The 20,199-nt window shown below is 43.3% G+C and carries 20 protein-coding genes and 1 other annotated feature (1 of these 21 running past the window's edge); all 20 genes read left to right on the forward strand.

Features of this window, described 5'->3' with window-relative positions; genetic code table 11:
- Nucleotides 1-58: a sequence feature (ribosomal protein L10 leader region), on the forward strand; it begins 86 nt to the left of the window's first position.
- 34 nt (nt 59-92) lie between these two features.
- Nucleotides 93-599: a 50S ribosomal protein L10 gene (gene rplJ, locus ACQ4KW_RS01635; RefSeq protein WP_430884810.1), complete on the forward strand. Its 507-nt coding sequence runs from the start codon at nt 93-95 to the stop codon at nt 597-599.
- Nucleotides 600-662: 63 nt separating this feature from the next.
- The gene (gene rplL / locus ACQ4KW_RS01640) at nt 663-1,025 is read left to right on the forward strand and encodes a 50S ribosomal protein L7/L12 (RefSeq protein ID WP_430886528.1); all 363 of its coding nucleotides are present in this window, start codon (nt 663-665) and stop codon (nt 1,023-1,025) included.
- Between the two features lie 980 nt (nt 1,026-2,005).
- Nucleotides 2,006-5,638, forward strand: coding sequence for a DNA-directed RNA polymerase subunit beta (gene rpoB, locus ACQ4KW_RS01645; RefSeq protein ID WP_430884811.1), 3,633 nt, complete (start codon nt 2,006-2,008; stop codon nt 5,636-5,638).
- A gap of 26 nt (nt 5,639-5,664) precedes the next feature.
- A complete protein-coding gene (gene rpoC / locus ACQ4KW_RS01650; RefSeq protein WP_430884812.1) occupies nt 5,665-9,186 on the forward strand; it encodes a DNA-directed RNA polymerase subunit beta' in 3,522 nt (1,173 codons plus the stop codon).
- 96 nt (nt 9,187-9,282) lie between these two features.
- Nucleotides 9,283-9,537 (forward strand): ribosomal L7Ae/L30e/S12e/Gadd45 family protein, encoded by a 255-nt coding sequence (locus tag ACQ4KW_RS01655; RefSeq protein ID WP_430884813.1) that lies wholly within the window; start codon nt 9,283-9,285, stop codon nt 9,535-9,537.
- 31 nt (nt 9,538-9,568) lie between these two features.
- Nucleotides 9,569-9,982 carry a 30S ribosomal protein S12 gene (gene rpsL, locus ACQ4KW_RS01660; protein WP_430884814.1) on the forward strand — a complete coding sequence of 138 codons (414 nt, stop codon included), beginning with the start codon at nt 9,569-9,571 and terminating at the stop codon, nt 9,980-9,982.
- A gap of 141 nt (nt 9,983-10,123) precedes the next feature.
- The gene (rpsG, locus tag ACQ4KW_RS01665) at nt 10,124-10,594 is read left to right on the forward strand and encodes a 30S ribosomal protein S7 (protein WP_430884815.1); all 471 of its coding nucleotides are present in this window, start codon (nt 10,124-10,126) and stop codon (nt 10,592-10,594) included.
- A gap of 81 nt (nt 10,595-10,675) precedes the next feature.
- Entirely contained in the window at nt 10,676-12,742 is a 2,067-nt protein-coding gene (gene fusA / locus ACQ4KW_RS01670; protein ID WP_430884816.1) for an elongation factor G, read from the forward strand.
- Nucleotides 12,743-12,836: 94 nt separating this feature from the next.
- Nucleotides 12,837-14,027, forward strand: a complete 1,191-nt coding sequence (gene tuf / locus ACQ4KW_RS01675; protein ID WP_430884817.1) for an elongation factor Tu — start codon at nt 12,837-12,839, stop codon at nt 14,025-14,027.
- 864 nt (nt 14,028-14,891) lie between these two features.
- On the forward strand, nt 14,892-15,206 hold the full coding sequence (gene rpsJ / locus ACQ4KW_RS01680; protein WP_430884818.1) for a 30S ribosomal protein S10: 315 nt from the start codon (nt 14,892-14,894) through the stop codon (nt 15,204-15,206).
- Between the two features lie 108 nt (nt 15,207-15,314).
- Nucleotides 15,315-15,941 carry a 50S ribosomal protein L3 gene (rplC, locus tag ACQ4KW_RS01685; RefSeq protein ID WP_430884819.1) on the forward strand — a complete coding sequence of 209 codons (627 nt, stop codon included), beginning with the start codon at nt 15,315-15,317 and terminating at the stop codon, nt 15,939-15,941.
- A gap of 31 nt (nt 15,942-15,972) precedes the next feature.
- Nucleotides 15,973-16,596, forward strand: coding sequence for a 50S ribosomal protein L4 (gene rplD, locus ACQ4KW_RS01690; RefSeq protein WP_430884820.1), 624 nt, complete (start codon nt 15,973-15,975; stop codon nt 16,594-16,596).
- On the forward strand, nt 16,596-16,886 hold the full coding sequence (gene rplW / locus ACQ4KW_RS01695; RefSeq protein ID WP_430884821.1) for a 50S ribosomal protein L23: 291 nt from the start codon (nt 16,596-16,598) through the stop codon (nt 16,884-16,886). Before rplD ends, rplW begins: the two co-directional genes overlap by 1 nt.
- Before the next feature lie 37 nt (nt 16,887-16,923).
- Nucleotides 16,924-17,751, forward strand: coding sequence for a 50S ribosomal protein L2 (gene rplB, locus ACQ4KW_RS01700; protein WP_430884822.1), 828 nt, complete (start codon nt 16,924-16,926; stop codon nt 17,749-17,751).
- A gap of 80 nt (nt 17,752-17,831) precedes the next feature.
- A complete protein-coding gene (gene rpsS, locus ACQ4KW_RS01705) occupies nt 17,832-18,110 on the forward strand; it encodes a 30S ribosomal protein S19 (protein WP_430884823.1) in 279 nt (92 codons plus the stop codon).
- Nucleotides 18,111-18,149: 39 nt separating this feature from the next.
- Entirely contained in the window at nt 18,150-18,485 is a 336-nt protein-coding gene (gene rplV / locus ACQ4KW_RS01710; protein WP_430884824.1) for a 50S ribosomal protein L22, read from the forward strand.
- Nucleotides 18,486-18,499: 14 nt separating this feature from the next.
- Nucleotides 18,500-19,261: a 30S ribosomal protein S3 gene (gene rpsC / locus ACQ4KW_RS01715; protein ID WP_430884825.1), complete on the forward strand. Its 762-nt coding sequence runs from the start codon at nt 18,500-18,502 to the stop codon at nt 19,259-19,261.
- 39 nt (nt 19,262-19,300) lie between these two features.
- On the forward strand, nt 19,301-19,732 hold the full coding sequence (gene rplP / locus ACQ4KW_RS01720) for a 50S ribosomal protein L16 (RefSeq protein WP_430884826.1): 432 nt from the start codon (nt 19,301-19,303) through the stop codon (nt 19,730-19,732).
- Nucleotides 19,732-19,926, forward strand: a complete 195-nt coding sequence (rpmC, locus tag ACQ4KW_RS01725) for a 50S ribosomal protein L29 (RefSeq protein ID WP_430884827.1) — start codon at nt 19,732-19,734, stop codon at nt 19,924-19,926. The genes rplP and rpmC overlap by 1 nt, the downstream gene beginning before the upstream one ends.
- Before the next feature lie 14 nt (nt 19,927-19,940).
- Nucleotides 19,941-20,195, forward strand: a complete 255-nt coding sequence (gene rpsQ / locus ACQ4KW_RS01730) for a 30S ribosomal protein S17 (protein ID WP_430884828.1) — start codon at nt 19,941-19,943, stop codon at nt 20,193-20,195.
- Nucleotides 20,196-20,199: the final 4 nt, after the last annotated feature.

The following is a 20,199-nucleotide window of genomic DNA, read 5'->3' on the forward strand; positions in this document are numbered from 1 at the left end:
GTGCATGAGCCAGCCTCTCTACTTTGTCTAAAAATAGAGAGGCTGTTTTTATTTATTGATGCCAGAAAACTGCTTTTTAAGGAGGTGGACTGATGTCAAGCAATCTAGATCGTAAGAAGGCGATTGTTGAAGAAATCAAAACAAAATTTGAAGGTTCTCAATCAGCAGTAGTTGTTGATTACCGTGGTCTGACAGTTGAAGAGGTTACTGAACTTCGTAATAAGTTCCGTGAAGCTAACGTTGAATACAAAGTTTACAAGAACAATCTTGTGAAAATTGCAATCAAGGATACAGCTTTCGAAGGCCTTGCAGCTGATCTAACAGGTCCTAATGCAATCGCATTCGGCCTTGAAGATGCTGTTGCACCAGCTAAGATCGTTAAGGATTTTGCAAAAGATCATGAAAAACTAGAACTTAAATCAGGCGTTGTTGAGAGCGTATACTACGACAACTCAATGATCATGGAAATCGCCAATCTTCCATCAAAAGAAGAACTTATCGGCCGTTTCATGGGTTCTATCAAGGCTCCTGTTTCAAACTTCGCTTACTTCCTGACAAATCTTGCAGAGAAGAAAGAAGAAGAAGGCGCAGAAGCGTAATATTTTTATCAAATTGTAATTTACTGTTTAGTGAAACATATGTATATCGGAGGTGTTCGTAAGATGACTAAAGATCAAATCATTGAAGCGATTAAGGGTATGTCTATCCTAGAAATCAAGGAACTAGTTGAAGCATGTGAAGAAGAATTCGGCGTATCTGCATCTGCACCAGTTATGGTTGCTGGTGGAGCTGCTGGCGGAGCTGCAGAAGAAAAGTCTGAATTTGACGTTGTTCTTCAATCAGCTGGCGCTAAGAAAATCGGCGTAATCAAGGTTGTTCGTGAAATCACTGGTCTAGGCCTAAAAGAAGCTAAGGCTCTTGTTGATGGTGCTCCTGAGACAGTTAAAGAAGCAGTAGCTAAAGAAGAAGCAGAAGAAATGAAAGCTAAGCTTGAAGAAGCTGGCGCATCTGTAGAACTTAAGTAATTTTATTACGGTGTGTTCATTGCGACGGCTGGAAATGGAAACATTCCCGCCGTCGCTTTAATTCTACATCCCAAATCTTCGATTTGGATATGTAGTTTACTCCCAGAACGGAGCGCAGCGAAGTGAAGAGAGTGTCTTCCTGACTGCCCGAAGGGCAATTGAATCCCAAATCTTTGATTTGGATATGTAGTTTACTCCCTGAACGAAGTGAAGAGAGTGTCTTCCTAACTGCCCGAAGGGCAATTGAATCCCAAATCTTCGATTTGGATATGTAGTTTACTCCCTAAGCGAAGCGCAGTGCAGTGACGAAATATTTCCTCGGAATGTTTTACTGCAAAAGCAGGACGTGTCTGGTGATGAACATATGAGCACACAGCAATCTTCGTAAATGAAAAGGAAGAACTTTAGAAGGATCTGAAGTTCTATTTTTATGGCATGAATTCGTGGTAGATATTTACTTGGACGGGACAAGATTTGTCTAAGTAAATGCCCCGTCTAAGTAAATATTTATTATACATGACTTAGCCCGGATGATTCATGACGTTTATCCATGATTTGCAGCGAATTGACTTTGACTTGCTGCATGAATACTCTTAAATCAAGTCATTTCAAATATCTTGCATATCAAAATAAATTCTAGCAATAATCCGGACATAAATTGAAAGTATTGAAGAATACTATTGACACGATAATCCAAGTGTAGTATCATTTTATAATGCCATACGTATGTAAAGTTGATCGTTAAAATCGGGGACATATCGCTTTTTTGGCGTTTTTTGTGTTTCGATGGGCGACTTTATGTATAAGTATATATAGTGCCCTTACGTGTTTGAATGCAGGTCCCGAAGATCTAATGTGGGAGAGTCAGGAAACACGGGGGACGGTTTGTTTGTAGGTTAAGGGAAGTCTCCCTAAGAAATATCAAGATGAATTTTCATCCACGGAGCCTTTAATTATTTAGCATGAGGGGTGAAGTTTGAATGCCACAGCCAGTACAGCTCGGTAAAGTTGAACGTATGAGTTTTTCTAGAATTCCTAAGATTCTGGATATGCCAAATCTTATTGAAATTCAGATGAAGTCATATGAATGGTTCCTAGAAAATGGCCTGATGGAAGCTTTTCAAGACATCTCGCCAATTCAGGACTACACTGGCAACCTAATCCTAGAGTTTATCGACTACGAACTTAATGAAGATCCTAAGTACGATGTCGAGGAATGTAAGGAGAGGGATGTCACTTACGCAGTTCCACTGAAAGTACAAGTTCGTTTCATTAATAAGGAAACGGGCGAAGTAAAGGAACAAAAAGTCTTCATGGGCGATTTTCCGCTGATGACAGACAAGGGAACGTTTATTATCAATGGTGCTGAACGTGTAATCGTTAGCCAGTTGGTTCGTTCTCCGGGCCCATACTACGATGTTAAAGTCGATAAGTCTGGATCCAACTTATACTCTACGACGGTTATTCCGAATCGTGGGGCATGGCTTGAGTACGAGACGGACTCAAACGACATTGTTTCTGTTCGTATTGACCGTACAAGAAAGCTACCAGTGACAGTTCTTGTAAGAGCCCTTGGCCTTGTTTCAGACCAGGAAATCATCAATTTCTTTGGTGAGGATGAGCGTCTGCTTAAGTCTTTAGACAAGGATAACACAACAACAAAGGCTGAAGCTTTGATCGAAATTTATAAGAAGCTTCGTCCTGGCGAACCACCAACAGTTGAAAGTGCGACAAGCCTTATCAACTCACTATTCTTCGATGACAAGCGTTACGACCTTGCCAAGGTTGGTCGCTACAAATTCAATAAGAAACTTGGTCTTCTGAACCGTATTGAGAAGGAAGTTCTTGCTGAAGATGTTGTTCACCCAGAAACAGGTGAAATCATCGCTGAAGCCGGCATTAAAGTTGAACGTGAACTAGCAATGGATATTGAAAATGCTGGCGTAAAGTCTGTTATCGTCCTTGGCGATGACGACAAGCCTGTCAAGGTTATCGGCAATCACTTTGTTGACTTTGACAAGTATGTACAAATTGAAGGTCTGCCTCGTATTGACCGTGCTTACTATCCAGTTCTTAAAGAAATCCTGGATACTTACACGGAAGAAGCAGATATTAAAGCAGCGGTTGAAGAGCGTTATAAGGAGTTAAATCCTAAGAACATCATTCCAGATGATATTCTGGCTTCAATCTCTTACATTCTAGGTCTTCCACACCGCATTGGTAACGTTGATGATATTGACCACTTGGGCAATCGTCGTATTCGTTCTGTGGGGGAACTGCTTCAAAACCAGTTCCGTATTGGTCTTTCTAGAATGGAACGTGTTGTTAGAGAAAGAATGACAATTCAGGATATGGATGTTATCACGCCTCAGGCTCTGATTAATATTCGTCCGGTAGCAGCTGCAATTAAAGAGTTCTTCGGTTCATCACAGCTTTCGCAGTTCATGGATCAAACGAACCCACTTGCAGAACTAACGCACAAGCGTCGTCTATCGGCTCTTGGTCCTGGTGGTCTTTCGAGAGAGCGTGCGGGCTTTGAGGTTCGTGACGTTCACTACTCTCACTACGGCCGTATGTGTCCTATCGAGACACCTGAAGGTCCTAACATCGGTCTAATCGGCTCTCTATCGTCATTTGCACGCATTAATGAGTATGGCTTCATTGAGTCGCCATATCGTCGTGTGGATAGCGAAACAGGCGTTGTGACTGGTAGGATTGATTATCTGACTGCAGATGTTGAGGAAAAATGTGTTGTTGCACCAGCGATTGAGCCACTTAATGACGACATGACCTTTGTCAATGACAGGGTTGTTGCGCGTCGTCATGCGGACATTGCTGAATTCCCAAGCACGCAGGTGGATTACATGGAAGTTTCTGCACAGCAGATGGTTTCTGTGGCAACTGCGATGATTCCGTTCCTTGAAAATGATGATGCCAACCGTGCCCTCATGGGTTCCAACATGCAGCGTCAAGCGGTACCGCTAGTGAAGGCCCAAGCGCCTATCATCGGTACAGGTATGGAAGGTATTGCAGGCCGTGACTCTGGCGTCGTAAGAATGGCAAAAGAGGACGGTGTGGTTGATTATGTATCTGGTGACCGCATTACGATTCGTCATAATGATGGTTCAAAAGAACATCACAACCTATTAAAATTCAAGCGTTCAAACCAGGGCACTTGTATCACACAAAGACCACTGGTTGACAAAGGTCAGATTGTTAAAAAAGGTGAAGTGATCATGGACGGTCCATCCACGGAAATGGGTGAAATCGCACTTGGCACAAACCTACTGATCGGCTTCATGACATGGGAAGGCTACAACTATGAGGATGCCATCCTACTGAGTGAAGAGCTTGTACAACAAGATAGACTGTCTTCTATTCATATTGAAGAATATGAGTCAGAAGCTAGAGATACAAAACTTGGTCCAGAAGAAATCACGCGCGATATTCCAAACGTAAGTGATGATGCTCTTAGAAACCTTGACGAACGAGGAATCATTCGTATTGGTGCTGAGGTCAATTCTGGCGATATTATGGTTGGTAAGGTAACGCCTAAGGGTGAAACTGAACTGACAGCAGAAGAAAGACTTCTTCGTGCAATCTTCGGTGAGAAAGCACGTGAAGTACGCGATACATCACTTCGTGTACCTCATGGTGAAGCTGGTATCATTGTAGATGTAAAAGTATTCACGCGTGAAAACGGTGACGAGCTGCCTCCGGGCGTAAATGAGCTTGTTCGCGTTTACATCGCTAAGAAGAGAAAGATCCAAGTCGGTGATAAGATGGCCGGTCGTCACGGTAACAAGGGTGTTATCTCCCGTGTTCTACCGATTGAAGACATGCCGTTCCTGAATGATGGTACGCCACTTCAGATCGTTCTTAACCCACTGGGTGTACCTTCTCGTATGAACATCGGTCAGGTCCTAGAGGTTCACCTTGGCATGGCTGCTAAGAAGTTCGGATGGAAGGTTGCAACATCAGTATTTGATGGTGCGAAAGAGACTCAGATTATGGATCTGCTTGAAGAAGCAGGTTACCCTCGTAATGGTAAGATGACTGTTCGAGATGGCCGTACAGGTGATGCATTTGATAACCCTGTTACAGTTGGCTACATGTATATGCTAAAACTTCACCACCTTGTAGATGACAAGCTTCATGCACGTTCTACAGGACCATACTCACTGGTTACACAGCAACCACTTGGCGGTAAAGCACAGTTTGGTGGACAGCGTTTCGGTGAGATGGAGGTATGGGCACTTGAGGCCTATGGTGCGGCGTATACTCTACAGGAAATCTTGACTGTCAAGTCGGATGACGTTGTAGGCCGTGTTAAAGCATACGAATCTATCGTTAAGGGTGAAAACATCCCTGAACCTGGAATTCCTGAGTCCTTCAAGGTTCTTATTAAAGAACTTCAGTCTCTTGCGCTTGACGTAAAGGTTATGAGAGATGATGAAGGCGAAATCGCTATCAAAGAGTCAGACGAAGTGGAAGAGTCAAGCCTGGTTTCTAAAGAAGTGCTTGGAGAACAAGTACCAGGAACCAAAGACGAGTCTGATAACTTTGAACGTAAAGGATTCACGGTTGATTTCCTTAAAGAAGGCAACGAATAACTCTGATCGGAAGGGAGAGGTAGCCCTTGCTCGAATTTAACAATTTCGATTCAATTAAAATCGGTCTTGCTTCACCGGAAAAAATCCGTGCCTGGTCAAAAGGCGAGGTGAAGAAGCCCGAAACTATTAACTACAGAACACTTAAGCCGGAAAAAGAAGGTCTATTCTGTGAAAAGATCTTTGGCCCAACAAAAGATTGGGAGTGTCACTGTGGTAAATATAAGCGTGTTCGCTATAAAGGCGTTATATGCGATCGTTGTGGCGTTGAGGTCACAAAGGCAAAAGTACGTCGTGAGAGAATGGGTCACATCGAATTAGCTGCGGCTGTTTCTCACATTTGGTACTTCAAAGGTATCCCTTCTAAGATGGGTATCCTTCTTGACATGTCTCCAAGAGCGCTTGAAAAGGTTCTTTACTTTGCTTCGTACATCGTAATTGACCCAGGTGAAACATCACTAAGTTTCAAGCAGCTTCTAACGGAAAAAGAGTACTCAGACTACCGTGAAAAGTTTGGAAACGACTTTAAAGCGGCAATGGGTGCGGAAGCTGTCAAGGAAGTGCTTGACCTTATCGACCTTCCAAAGCTAGCAGAAGAACTTGCTGCAAAGCTGAAGGATGCAACGGGTCAAAAGAAGGTTAGAACGCTTCGTCGTCTTGAGGTTGTTGAGGCATTTAAAAAGTCTGAAAATAATCCAAGCTGGATGATTCTAGATGTTATTCCGGTTATTCCACCGGATCTACGTCCTATGGTTCAGCTAGACGGTGGACGTTTTGCGACATCGGATCTTAACGATCTGTACCGCCGTGTTATAAACAGAAACAATCGTCTAAAGCGTCTTCTTGAACTTGGCGCGCCAGATATTATTGTTAGAAATGAAAAGCGTATGCTTCAGGAAGCTGTCGATGCGCTGATCGATAACGGTCGTCGTGGCCGTCCTGTTACTGGACCTGGTAACAGACCACTTAAGTCTCTGTCTGACATGCTTAAGGGTAAGCAAGGTCGTTTCCGTCAGAACCTTCTAGGTAAGCGTGTCGACTACTCTGGTCGTTCGGTTATCGTTGTTGGTCCTGAACTGAAATTCTACCAGTGTGGTCTTCCTAAGAAGATGGCTCTGGAACTTTTCAAGCCATTCGTTATGAAGAAGCTTGTTAAGGACGGATATGTACACAACATCAAGAGCGCCAAGCGTATGGTTGAGCGCGTTAAGCCTGAAGTTTGGGATATTGTTGAAGAAGTGATCAAGGAGCACCCAGTTATGCTGAACCGTGCCCCTACGCTTCATAGAATGGGTATCCAGGCCTTTGAGCCAGTACTTATCGAAGGTAAGGCGATTCGTCTTCACCCACTGGTATGTACAGCTTACAATGCCGATTTTGATGGTGACCAGATGGCGGTACACGTTCCTTTATCAGTAGAAGCTCAAGCGGAAGCAAGATTCATGATGCTTTCTGTTAACAATATCCTTGCACCTAAAGATGGTAACCCGATTACGACACCATCTCAGGATATGGTTCTTGGCGCTTACTACATGACTTTCGAAAAAGATGGCGAGCCTGGCGAAGGCATGGTCTTCAAGGACTACGATGAAATGATCATGGCTTATGAAAACAAGGTTGTAACACTTCACTCGAAAGTTAAAGTGCGTATGAAGAGTGCTAAAACAGGTGAAATATCACTTGTTGAATCAACGGTTGGACGTTTCATCTTCAACGAGCAAATTCCACAGGATATTGGCTTTGTTGATCGTGATGCGGATCCTTACTCGCTTGAAGTCGACTTCCTATGTACGAAGAAAAAACTTGAAGAAATCATCGCTAAGTGTTTTGCAAAGCATGCAAACACGGTGACAGCGATTATGCTTGACCATATGAAAAATATGGGCTTCAAGTATTCTACTCGTGGTGCGGTAACAGTTTCTGTTTCGGATATGGTGATTCCACCAAAGAAGAAGCAACTGATCGCAGATGCGCGTAAACTTGTAGACAAGTATCAGAATGCTTACCGTAAAGGTTTGATTTCTGAAGATGAAAGATATAAGAAGATTATCCAGACATGGACTCATACGACAGAAGATGTTACTGATGCCCTAATGGAAAATCTAAGTGATCTGAACAACATTAAAATCATGGCCCACTCCGGTGCCCGTGGTTCTAGAAACCAGATCCGTCAGCTGGCGGGTATGCGTGGTCTGATGGCCAATGCAGTTGGTAAGACCGTTGAGATCCCGATCGTTTCAAACTTCCGTGAAGGTCTTGGTGTCCTAGAGTACTTTATCTCGACAACAGGTGCACGTAAGGGTCTAGCCGATACGGCACTTCGTACTGCCAATTCAGGTTACCTAACACGTCGTCTTGTTGACGTGTCGCAGGATGTTATCGTTCGCGATACAGATTGTGGTACAGATCAAGGTATCATCGTTAAGGCATTCATGAATGGCAATGAGATGATCGAACCATTCATTGAGCGTATTGTTGGACGTTTCCCTGCTAAGGAAGTTCTACATCCTGAAACAGGTCAAGTTCTATGCGATACAGATACAATGATCTCTATGGAAATTGCTCAAAACATTGATGCTTCTGGCATCACTGAACTGGAAGTTCGTTCAGTACTGACATGTGACACTGATTACGGTGTTTGCTCGCATTGTTATGGTGTCAACCTAGCAAACGGCAAGCCGGTTAATGTTGGTGAAGCGGTTGGTATTATTGCGGCACAATCAATCGGTGAACCGGGTACACAGCTTACAATGCGTACTTTCCACACCGGCGGTGTTGCCGGCGGCGATATCACCCAAGGTCTTCCCCGTGTTGAGGAACTTTTCGAAGCACGTAAACCGAAAGGTCTTGCGGTTATTGCAGAGCTTGCTGGTACAGTTTCCTTTAGAGAAACGAAAAAGAAAAAAGAAGTTGTTATCACATCTGACAGCGGCGAAGTGGCATCAAGCCAAATCGTTTTCGGCTCTCGCTTGAGAGTTGAAGCTGGTGATCGTGTGGAAGCTGGCCAAATGATTACAGATGGTTCTGTAAATCCACATGATATTCTTCGCGTTGTAGGGGTAAGAGGTGTTCAGGAGTATATTACTTCTGAAGTCCAAAGAGTTTACCGTCTACAGGGTGTTGATATCAATGATAAGCACGTTGAGATCATCATCAAGCAAATGCTTGGTAAGATGCGCGTTGACAACCCTGGTGACACGAAACTTCTTGAAGGTTCGGTGATCAGTGTTCGCGAGTTCAACATTGAGAACAAACGTGTTGCTGAAGAAGGCGGAGAGATGGCTACTGGTATAAGATCACTTCTTGGTATCACAAAAGCGTCTCTGGCAACTGAGTCATTCCTATCAGCGGCATCATTCCAGGAAACAACACGTGTCCTGACTGATGCAGCGATTAATGGCAAGGAAGACCGTCTGGTTGGTCTGAAGGAGAATGTCCTAATCGGTAAACTAATTCCTGCCGGCACTGGTATGAAGAAGTACAACGATGTGGCAATTCAAAAGCATGAGACCCTTCAGCCGGCTGAAGATGAATACAAAGTTCTTCTTTAACAAAAATAACATTGACAGCTGTAAAGGCTGGTGTTAGAATATTGAAGTGTGCCAATGGGAGCCCACGCCTTTTTGCGCCCTGAAGGAGGTTGTATTATGCCGGTTCAAGAGTTGCAAATACTTGATCGGGATCATCTGAAGATCGGGGTCAAGCAGTCATCAAGAGCGATAACTGAGGGTCGTGCCCTGAAGGTTTTCGTCGCGAGAAATGCTGAACAGCATGTGACGAGACACATAATAGAGCTGGCTGAAGCCGCTGATATTGAGATTGAATATGTCGAAAATATGCGCGTGCTGGGTCTAGCTTGCAAAATAGACGTTGGTGCTGCGACAGCAGTTATAACTAAATAAACTAATTTAAAAATGGAAGGAGGTGCATGGAATGCCTACTATTAATCAGATCGTTCGTAAGGGTCGTAAGCAGCAAGTTGAGAAATCTACTTCGCCAGCTCTTCAAAGAACTTTTAATACACTTAAAAGACAGAACGTGGCACAGAGCGCGCCATTCAAGCGTGGTGTTTGTACGTCAGTTAAAACAATCACGCCTAAGAAGCCTAACTCCGCGCTTCGTAAGATTGCTAGAGTTCGTCTAACAAACGGTATGGAGGTTACTGCATACATCCCGGGTGTAGGTCACAACCTACAGGAGCACAGTGTTGTTCTTATCCGTGGTGGTCGTGTTAAAGACCTTCCGGGTGTTCGTTACCACATCGTTCGTGGTGTTCTTGATACAGCTGGTGTTTCTGATAGAAACCAGTCTCGTTCGAAGTACGGAGCGAAGAAGCCCAAGAAATAATAGCAATTAATTTAAGCAATAAACCACCTCTTCCTTCTAGCCATAGAAGGAAGGGGTTTTATCAAGTTTATATGGCGCCAACGACAATTCAACATTTTGTCGAGTACCGATGAAATCATTCATTGCAAGGAGGGAAGAGACGTGCCAAGAAAAGGTAATGTTCCTAAGAGAAAAGTTTATGCTGATCCTGTTTACGGATCTACAGTGGTAACAAAGCTTATCAACAACATCATGCTTGATGGTAAGAAAGGTACTGCTCAACAAATCGTTTACGGTGCATTTGAAATCGTAGCTCAAGAGACTGGTAAAGATGCTCTTGAAGTATTTGAAGCAGCCCTAGACAACATCATGCCTGTACTTGAAGTTAAGGCTCGCCGTGTAGGTGGCTCTAACTACCAGGTTCCTGTGGAAGTTCGTCCTGTACGCCGTCAAACTCTAGGTCTTAGATGGATCACAGAGTATACACGTAAGCGTGGCGAGCGTACTATGAAGGAAAAGCTAGCTAAGGAAATTATGGATGCAGCAAACAACACTGGTGCATCAGTTAAGAAAAAAGAAGATACACACAAAATGGCAGAAGCAAACCGTGCATTTGCACACTACAGATGGTAATAGCCAAAAGGCTACTACCACTGTATGTTTGTTAAAGCATATTCCAATAGTAGAAATTCGTAAGAGAGAGGAGGATACACAATGGGTAGAGCTTTTTCGCTTGAAAAAACTCGTAACATTGGTATCATGGCTCACATCGATGCAGGTAAGACTACGACTACAGAGCGTATTCTTTTCTACACTGGTCTAACTCACAAAATCGGTGAGGTTCACGACGGTGCTGCAACGATGGACTGGATGGAGCAGGAACAGGAGCGTGGCATCACGATCACTTCTGCTGCGACAACTTGCCAATGGAATGACACACGCATCAACATCATCGATACACCTGGTCACGTTGACTTTACAGTTGAAGTTGAACGTTCTCTACGTGTACTTGATGGCTCTTGTGCAGTTTTCTGTGCAAAGGGTGGCGTTGAGCCTCAGTCTGAAACAGTTTGGAGACAGGCTAATAAGTACCAAGTTCCTCGTATGGCTTTCGTAAACAAGATGGATATTACAGGTGCTGACTTCCTTCGCGTTGTTGGTATGATGAAAGATCGTCTTAAAGCGAACGCTGTTCCGATTCAGCTTCCAATCGGTGCTGAAGACGACTTTGAAGGAATTATTTCACTTCTAGATATGAAGGCAATTTACAACACAGATGACACTGGTATGAACACGGAACTTCGTGACATCCCAGCTGACTACATGGAACAAGCTGAAGAATATAGAGCAGCAATGATCGAAGCTATCGTTGAAACTGACGAAGAGCTAATGATGGCTTACCTTGAAGGTGAAGAGCCAACGAAAGATCAGCTGGTTGCAGCACTTCGTAGAGCGACAATCGCTAACGAAATCGTTCCAGTTTGCTGTGGTTCTGCATACAAAAACAAAGGTGTTAAGGCGCTTCTTGATGCGATTATCGACTTCATGCCAGCTCCAACTGACATCTCAGCTATCAAGGGTCTAACACCTGATGGCGAAGAGGATGATAGAGCTTCTGATGATAGCCTACCGTTCTCAGCACTTGCATTTAAAATCATGACTGACCCTTATGTTGGTAAGCTTGCATTCTTTAGAGCTTACTCAGGTACGCTTGATTCTGGCTCATATGTATACAACTCTACAAAGGGCAAGAAAGAGCGTGTTGGTCGTATCATGCAAATGCATGCAGCTAAGCGTGAAGAAATCCCAACTGTATACTCAGGTGATATCGCAGCAGCGGTTGGCCTAAAGCATACAACGACTGGTGATACTCTATGTGATCAGGATCATCAAATCATCCTGGAATCTATGGAATTCCCAGAGCCGGTTATCGAGGTTGCTATCGAGCCTAAGACTCGTGCAGGCCAAGATAAAATGGGTATCGCACTTGCTAAGCTTGCTGAAGAGGATCCGACGTTCCGTACTTATACAAATGAAGAAACTGGACAGACAATCATCGCTGGTATGGGTGAGCTTCACCTTGAAATCATCGTTGACCGTCTTCTAAGAGAATTCAAAGTAGAAGCGAACATTGGTGCACCTCAAGTTTCTTACAAAGAAACAATCACTAAAGAAGTTGAAGTTGACTACAAGTACTCTAAGCAATCTGGTGGTAAAGGTCAGTACGGCCACGTTAAGATCAAAATGCGTCCTAACGAACCAGGTGTGGGTTACACATTCGAAAACACGGTTGTTGGTGGTTCTATTCCTAGAGAATATATCGAGCCATGTAACCAAGGTTTCCAGCAAGCTATGGAAAATGGCGTTCTAGCTGGTTTCGAAGTGGTTGACGTTAACATTAATCTTTACGACGGTTCTTACCATGATGTCGATTCTTCTGAAATGGCCTTTAAATTAGCTGCTTCAATGGCGTTTAAAGAAGCTATGAGAAAAGGTAACCCAGTACTTCTTGAGCCTGTATTCAAGGTTGAAGTTATTGTTCCTGAAGAATACACTGGTGACGTTGTTGGTGACCTGAACTCTCGTCGTGGACAACTTGAAGGTATGGAAGTGACACATGGTGCACAAACAATCCGTGCTTTTGTTCCGCTGGCAAACATGTTCGGTTATGCAACTGACCTTCGTTCTAAGTCTCAGGGCCGTGGTAACTACACAATGATCTTCGATCATTTTGAGCCACTACCTAAGAATCTTGCTGAAAAAGTAATGGAAAATAAATAATCACTGTAAGGCGGCGGTTGACCGCTGGTCGACCGCCATTACATATGTGATTACAAACATAAGCTAAAATCCGTAATACGAGGAGGAATTTAAAATGGCTAAGGCTAAATTTGAAAGAAATAAGCCACACGTTAACATTGGTACAATTGGTCACGTTGACCACGGTAAGACAACTCTTACAGCGGCAATCACAAAAGTACTATTTGATCACTACCAACTAGGTGAGCGTGTAGATTTCGAAAACATCGATAAGGCTCCAGAAGAGCGTGAGCGTGGTATCACAATCTCTACAGCACACGTTGAGTACGAAACACCAGCACGTCACTACGCACACGTAGACTGCCCAGGTCACGCCGATTACGTTAAGAACATGATCACAGGTGCTGCACAGATGGACGGTTCTATCCTAGTAGTATCAGCTGCAGATGGTCCAATGCCACAAACACGTGAGCACATCCTTCTATCTCGTCAGGTAGGCGTACCTTACATCGTAGTATTCATGAACAAGTGTGACATGGTAGACGATGAAGAACTACTTGAACTAGTAGAAATGGAAATTCGTGAACTGCTATCTGAGTACGATTTCCCAGGCGATGACACGCCAATCTTCCACGGTTCAGCTCTAAAGGCGCTAGAAGGCGACGAAGAGTGGGCAGCGAAGATCATCGAAATGTTCGAAACAATCGATGAGTACATTCCAAACCCAGAGCGTGATGTAGACAAGCCATTCCTAATGCCAGTAGAGGACGTATTCTCAATCACTGGTCGTGGTACAGTTGCAACAGGTCGTGTAGAGCGTGGTGTAATCAACGTATCAGAAGAAGTTGAAATCGTTGGTCTAGCAGAAGAAAAGCGTAAAGTTGTTGTAACGGGTGTTGAAATGTTCCGTAAGCTTCTAGATAGAGGCGAAGCAGGCGACAACATCGGCGCACTACTACGTGGTGTACAAAGAACAGAAATCGAGCGTGGTCAAGTACTAGCTAAGCCTGGTTCAGTAAACCCACACACGAAGTTCGAAGCACAAGTATACGTATTAAAGAAAGAAGAAGGCGGACGTCACACACCATTCTTCAACAACTACCGTCCACAGTTCTTCTTTAGAACAACAGACGTAACAGGCGCAATTGCTCTTCCAGAAGGTACAGAAATGTGCATGCCTGGCGACAACATCGAAATGGTTGTAGAGCTAATCGCACCAATCGCAGTAGAAGAAGGCCTAAAGTTCTCTATCCGTGAGGGTGGACGTACAGTAGGTGCTGGTTCTGTAATTAAGATCATCGAATAATCTTTTTTAAGATTATCTGCTTGCACTAGCAACTGATCTGATGCTGCTTAGCGGTTATCAGTTTTGATTCGAGATTAATGAATGCGTAAAATAAAAACCCTGACCGGTTATATGTTATATGATTATATAGGCCACTCTTCGGAGTGGTCTTTTTTAATGAATGAGAAAGAAATGGAGAATATAATATCCTCGCATTTATGTCTTAAAAATGTACATTTAATTAAAAAGCATTGAAAACAATCTATGAAAAGATTAAGCCATCTAGCAGGCATGACTCGATAGCCTCTTCATGTGGATCCTGTGTAAAGAAAGTTTAGGAAAAGCTCAAAAATCAAATGGCGTTGTAGAATCACTTCAGTTTTCATCGAATATACCTAGGGTATAAAAGCACTTGAATAAAAGGCGTGAAAAACGGCAATCGTTATACGGGTAGGCAGGTTAAAAAAAACTTCAAAAAGTTTAAGAAAAAGTGTTGCAAATCTTGAATTTATCTATATAATAATAGGAGTGCAGTTAAAGCACGTGATGACGTGTTTCTACTATATAAATAGAGCGGAACATCTATTTTATGTAGCAGAAACATGTTATGCTGCAAAAGCAAGAGAAAAGAATTCTAAAAAGCTCTTGCAATCATTAAGTGTTTCATGTATACTAATATAGCGTGTTTGAACTGCGATGATGCAGGAGGTTACTAAATCGGGCGTCCTCCCGATTAAGAGAACTTCTGCGGAGAAGTGTCCATTCAGAGAAATGGGCGACCGTTTTCCGGGCGTTTTTAATTTGTGGTCCTCGATACACCCGGACCAGTGTGCTAGGGAAACGTCGTACAAGCAACGTCGTACGATGAAAAGGAGGGAAATTTAAATGAGCAAAGCTAGTCAAAAAATCAGAATCAAACTGAAGTCTTACGATCACAAGGTTCTAGATGCATCTGCAAAGAAAATTGTTGAAACTGCAAAGACTACTGGTGCGGAAGTATCAGGTCCGGTACCTCTTCCTACTAAAAAGGAAATTGTTACTATTCTAAGAGCGGTACATAAGTACAAAGACTCTAGAGAACAGTTTGAAATGAGAACGCATAAGCGTCTTATTGACATTCTGAGCCCTACACCAAAGACAGTTGATTCTCTAATGAGACTTGACCTACCTGCTGGTGTGGATATCGAAATTAAGTTGTAATACTAAGATGTAAGGTTTCAATAGATTCCGATCGATGAAATCTGATTGTTTTAGTATGATTGCGTTTTTTTGACGTAATCCGCTGTAAAATTTATCGGAGGTGTACCAATGATTCTTGGTAAAAAAATCGGTATGACTCAGGTATTCAACGAAGACGGTGTGGTAACACCTGTTACTGTTGTTGAAGCTGGTCCTGTAGTCGTAACACAAATCAAAACTGTAGAAACTGATGGTTACAATGCTATCCAAGTTGGTTTCTCAGATCAAAAAGCTCAAAGAGCTAACAAGCCACTTAAAGGCCACTTTGACAAGGCTGGCGTTTCGCCAAAGCGTCTTCTAGCGGAATTCCGTGTTGAAGATACTGCAGCGTTTACTGTTGGTCAAGAAATCAAAGCGGACGTGCTTGAAGCTGGTATGATGGTTGACGTAACTGGTACTTCAAAAGGTAAGGGTACTGCTGGTACTATCAAGCGTCATAACCAAAGCCGTGGTCCTGAAACTCACGGTTCTAAGTACCACAGAGGCCCTGGCTCTCTGGGTGCTGCATCCTATCCTGCTCGCGTTATCAAAGGCATGAACATGGCTGGCCACATGGGTCACGAAACAGTAACGGTTCAAAATCTTGAAATCGTTCGTGTTGATGCTGAGAGAAACATTGTGCTTGTTAAAGGTGCCGTTCCGGGCCCTAGAGGCGGTTTTGTAACGTTTAAGAAAACTGTCAAGAACAACAAATAAGAGCTAAGGATTAGGAAAGGAGGAAAGAACAGTGCCTAAACATGATATTCTTAACGTATCTGGCCAAAAAGTTGGTGAGATCGAACTGAATGACAGCATTTTCGCTACTGAAGTGAATGAAGCTGTACTACATGAAGTCGTTAAAAACTACCTAGCTAACCAAAGACAAGGTACATTCGCTGCAAGAACACGTTCTGAAGTACGTGGTGGCGGAAAGAAACCTTATCGTCAGAAGGGTACAGGTCGTGCTCGTCAGGGTACAACTCGTGCGCCTCACTTTGTTGGCGGTGGTGTTGCTTTTGCTAAAAAATCAAGAGATTTCTCTTACAGACTAAACAAGAAGGTTAAGCGTCTTGCTCTTAAGTCTGCACTATCTGCAAAGGTAAACAATAATGAACTTATCGTAATCGACGAGCTAAACCTAGAAGCTCCAAAGACAAAGGATATGGTGAACATCCTATCTAATGTTAATGCAGCTAAAAAGGCTCTAGTCGTTACTGCTGATAAGAACGAAAACGTAATTCGTTCTGCTAACAACATCAAAGGTGTTGCAACTGCAGAGGTCCTAGGTGTGAACGTTTATCAACTTCTACACCATGACACTTGCATCATCACTAAAGATGCTGTTCAGAAGATCGAGGAGGTGTACGCATAATGAAAACATCATACGATGTAGTCATCAGACCAGTGATCACTGAAACTTCAATGATGGGCATGTCTGACAAGAAGTACACATTCGAAGTACACAGAAGCGCTAACAAAACTGAAGTTAAAGACGCTATTGAGTCAATCTTCGGCGTAACTGTAGCATCTGTGAACACAATGAACGTTAAAGGCAAGAAGAAGCGTATGGGCCGTAACGAAGGTTACCGTCGTAGCTGGAAAAAGGCTATCGTTAAACTTACTGCCGACAGCAAAGAAATTGAATTCTTCGAAGGCATGTAATAAATACTATAATTCGTAATTAAAGGAGGGAATCACGATGGCAGTTAGAGGTTTCAAACCTACGTCTCCTGCAAGACGTCATATGACGGTTTCTACATTTGAAGAAATCACTACGTCGAAGCCTGAAAAGTCACTCGTTGTTTCACTTAAGAAACACTCTGGACGAAATAATCAAGGTAAGATTACAATTCGTCATAGAGGTGGCGGCAACAAAATCAAGTACAGAATCATCGATTTCAAGAGAAACAAGGACGGTGTTCCTGCAAAAGTTTCTACAATCGAATACGATCCAAATAGATCAGCAAACATCGCACTGCTAACATACGCAGACGGTGAAAAGCGTTACATCCTTGCTCCTGAAGGTGTTGAGGTTGGTACTGAGATTTTCTCAGGTCCAGAAGCTGATATTAAGCCTGGTAACGCGAAAATGCTGCAAGATATGCCTACTGGTACTGTTATTCATAACATCGAGCTAAAGCCTGGTAAAGGTGGTCAGCTTGCACGTTCTGCTGGTATGTCTGCACAGCTTATGGCAAAAGAAGGCGATATGGCTCTTCTTAGACTTCCATCTGGCGAAACTCGTTACGTACGTAAAGAGTGTCGTGCAACAATTGGCGTGGTTGGTAACTCAAGCCACGAAAATGTTACAGTTGGTAAAGCTGGTCGTAAGCGCCATATGGGTATCCGACCTACAGTTCGTGGTTCTGTAATGAACCCTAACGATCACCCTCACGGTGGTGGTGAAGGTCGTGCGCCAATCGGTCGTCCATCTCCTGTTACACCATGGGGTAAGCCGACTCTTGGTTACAAGACTCGTAAGAAAAATAAGCAATCTGACAAATATATCGTTTCACGCAGAAAGTAACGGTAATAGGCATATAGAGGTAGGACGGATTGTCGGATCTGCCTCTAAAGCCTTCGTTTTGAAAGAAGGGAGGATTCACAGTGGGAAGATCTCTTAAGAAGGGACCTTTTATTCATAAAGGACTACTGAAGAAAATTGAATCTATGAATGAAAAAGGGGAAAAGCAAGTTGTTAAGACTTGGTCTAGAGCATCTACTATTTTCCCTCAAATGATAGGCCACACTATCGCTGTTCATGACGGTCGCAAGCACGTTCCAGTGTACATCACTGAGGATATGATCGGTCACAAGCTTGGTGAATTTTCACCAACAAGAACGTTCCGTGGTCACGGTGGAGATAAAAAAGGTAAGATTCGTTAATTCGAAATTTTGTTTATACGATCGGAAGGAGGTTAACTAATGGAAGCTAGAGCTCTGAATAAACACGTTCGTATCTCTCCTCGTAAGATGAAGCCGATCGCTGATCTTGTTAGAGGGAAAGACGTAAAAGAAGCAAGCGCGATCCTGAAGTTTACACCGAGAAAAGGCGCTCGTGAACTACTAAAAGTTCTTGAGTCTGCTGTAGCTAACGCTGAAAACAACTTTGACATGGATGTTGAAAGCCTATACATTTCACAGGTATACGCGAACCAAGGTCCTGTTATGAAAAGATGGAAAGCTGGTTCAATGGGTCGTGCGAACCCAATCCTGAGAAGAACGAGCCATATCGGCGTTGTCGTTGCTGAAAAAGAATAAGGAGGGATTAACGCATGGGTCAGAAAGTAAGTCCACACGGTCTTCGAGTTGGCGTTATTAAAGACTGGGACTCAAAATGGTATGCTAATAAGAAAGATTTCTCTGATCTTCTAGTTGAAGACTTTGAAATCCGTAAATATATCAAGAACAATCACAAGCGTGCAGGTATCGCTCGCATTTATATTGATCGTGCTGCTAACAGCAAGGTTAAAATCAACGTTTTCACTGCTAAGCCTGGCATGATCGTAGGTAAAGGTGGCGAAACAATCAAGAAGCTTCGTGCTGAGCTACAAAAGATGACTGGTAAAGCTGTTCAGCTTGACATCTCTGAAGTTCAAAACGCTGAAGTTGATGCACAGCTGATCGCTGAATCTGTTGCATTTGCTCTAGAAAGACGTGTTGCATTCCGTCGTGCTATGAAGCAATCAATCGGCAGAGCTATGCGTCAAGGTGCTCTTGGTATTAAGATCCAAACAGCTGGTCGTCTAGGCGGCGCAGAGATGGCACGTACTGAAGGATATGCGGAAGGCAATGTTCCACTATCTACACTTCGTGCTGACATCGATTACGGCTTCACTGAAGCAGATACAACTTACGGTAAAATCGGTGTTAAAGTTTGGCTGAACAAAGGTGAAGTTCTTCCTAAGCCAGGTGAAGGTCGCGTTCTTACTCGTCTAACTGCTCGTGAGCGTAAAGACAACAAGCGTGGTGGCCGTGGCGGTAACAGAAGAAACAACCAAAACAGAAAGCCAAGAAACAACAACAATAAAAAATAATCCTTTTGTCTAGTAGTTTGAGGAAGGAGGCAATGCACCATGTTGATGCCTAAAAGAGTTAAGCGTCGTCGCCAGCATAGAGGCAGAATGACTGGTCAAGCCCAGCGCGGTAACACTGTATCATACGGTGATTACGGTCTAGTGGCTACAGAGCCAGCGTGGATTACGTCTCGTCAAATTGAGGCTGCGCGTATCGCAATTAATAGAAAAATGAAAAGAACGGGTAAAGTCTGGATTAAGATTTTCCCTCATAAGCCAGTTACACAAAAGCCTGCCGAAACTCGTATGGGTGCCGGTAAAGGTTCACCAGAATACTGGGTAGCTGTAGTAAAGCCAGGTAGAGTTATGTTTGAACTATCAGGTGTTGATGAAGAACTAGCACGTGAAGCTATGCGTCTAGCAGCTATGAAACTTCCAATTAAGTGTAAGTTTGTTAAGCGTGAAGATGCGGAAAAGGGTGGTGAAGCATAATGTTAGCTAAAGAGCTACGTGAATTGACAGATGCGGAACTGCATACAAAAATTAACGATCTTAAATCGGAACTGTTCAATCTAAGATTCCAGCTTGCTACTGGTCAGCTGGATAACCCTATGCGAATTAAAGGTGTCAAGAAGGACATCGCTCGCGCTAAGACGGTTCTCAGAGCTCGTGAGATCAAAGCCTAAAGGAGGTTAACGTCGTGGAAAGAGGCAATAGAAAAGTCCGCGTTGGCCTAGTAGTCAGCGATAAAATGGATAAAACAATCACTGTTAAAGTAGAAGACTTTATTCGTCATCCACTTTACGGTAAGCGCATCAAGCGTTCAAAGAAATTTAAAGCACACGATGAAAACAATGTTTGCTCCATGGGCGACCGTGTAAGAATCATGGAAACTCGTCCACTCTCTAAAGATAAGAGATGGAGACTTGTTGAAATAGTAGAAAAAGCGAAGTAGAGCT

The sequence above is a fragment of the Tianxiuia mixotrophica genome (genome assembly GCF_050596425.1).
Classification (GTDB): Bacteria; Bacillota; Clostridia; order Peptostreptococcales; family Acidaminobacteraceae.

What these genes read in the sequence shown, in the direction of transcription:
- rpsC (WP_430884825.1), top strand. Translation starts at nt 18,500, where the DNA reads ATGGGTCAGAAAGTAAGTCCACACGGTCTTCGAGTTGGCGTTATTAAA.
- fusA (WP_430884816.1), top strand. Translation starts at nt 10,676, where the DNA reads ATGGGTAGAGCTTTTTCGCTTGAAAAAACTCGTAACATTGGTATCATG.
- rplL (WP_430886528.1), top strand. Translation starts at nt 663, where the DNA reads ATGACTAAAGATCAAATCATTGAAGCGATTAAGGGTATGTCTATCCTA.
- rpsL (WP_430884814.1), top strand. Translation starts at nt 9,569, where the DNA reads ATGCCTACTATTAATCAGATCGTTCGTAAGGGTCGTAAGCAGCAAGTT.
- rplV (WP_430884824.1), top strand. Translation starts at nt 18,150, where the DNA reads ATGGAAGCTAGAGCTCTGAATAAACACGTTCGTATCTCTCCTCGTAAG.
- rplP (WP_430884826.1), top strand. Translation starts at nt 19,301, where the DNA reads ATGTTGATGCCTAAAAGAGTTAAGCGTCGTCGCCAGCATAGAGGCAGA.
- rplW (WP_430884821.1), top strand. Translation starts at nt 16,596, where the DNA reads ATGAAAACATCATACGATGTAGTCATCAGACCAGTGATCACTGAAACT.
- ACQ4KW_RS01655 (WP_430884813.1), top strand. Translation starts at nt 9,283, where the DNA reads ATGCCGGTTCAAGAGTTGCAAATACTTGATCGGGATCATCTGAAGATC.
- rpoB (WP_430884811.1), top strand. Translation starts at nt 2,006, where the DNA reads ATGCCACAGCCAGTACAGCTCGGTAAAGTTGAACGTATGAGTTTTTCT.
- rpmC (WP_430884827.1), top strand. Translation starts at nt 19,732, where the DNA reads ATGTTAGCTAAAGAGCTACGTGAATTGACAGATGCGGAACTGCATACA.
- rplB (WP_430884822.1), top strand. Translation starts at nt 16,924, where the DNA reads ATGGCAGTTAGAGGTTTCAAACCTACGTCTCCTGCAAGACGTCATATG.
- rplJ (WP_430884810.1), top strand. Translation starts at nt 93, where the DNA reads ATGTCAAGCAATCTAGATCGTAAGAAGGCGATTGTTGAAGAAATCAAA.
- rplC (WP_430884819.1), top strand. Translation starts at nt 15,315, where the DNA reads ATGATTCTTGGTAAAAAAATCGGTATGACTCAGGTATTCAACGAAGAC.
- rpsJ (WP_430884818.1), top strand. Translation starts at nt 14,892, where the DNA reads ATGAGCAAAGCTAGTCAAAAAATCAGAATCAAACTGAAGTCTTACGAT.
- tuf (WP_430884817.1), top strand. Translation starts at nt 12,837, where the DNA reads ATGGCTAAGGCTAAATTTGAAAGAAATAAGCCACACGTTAACATTGGT.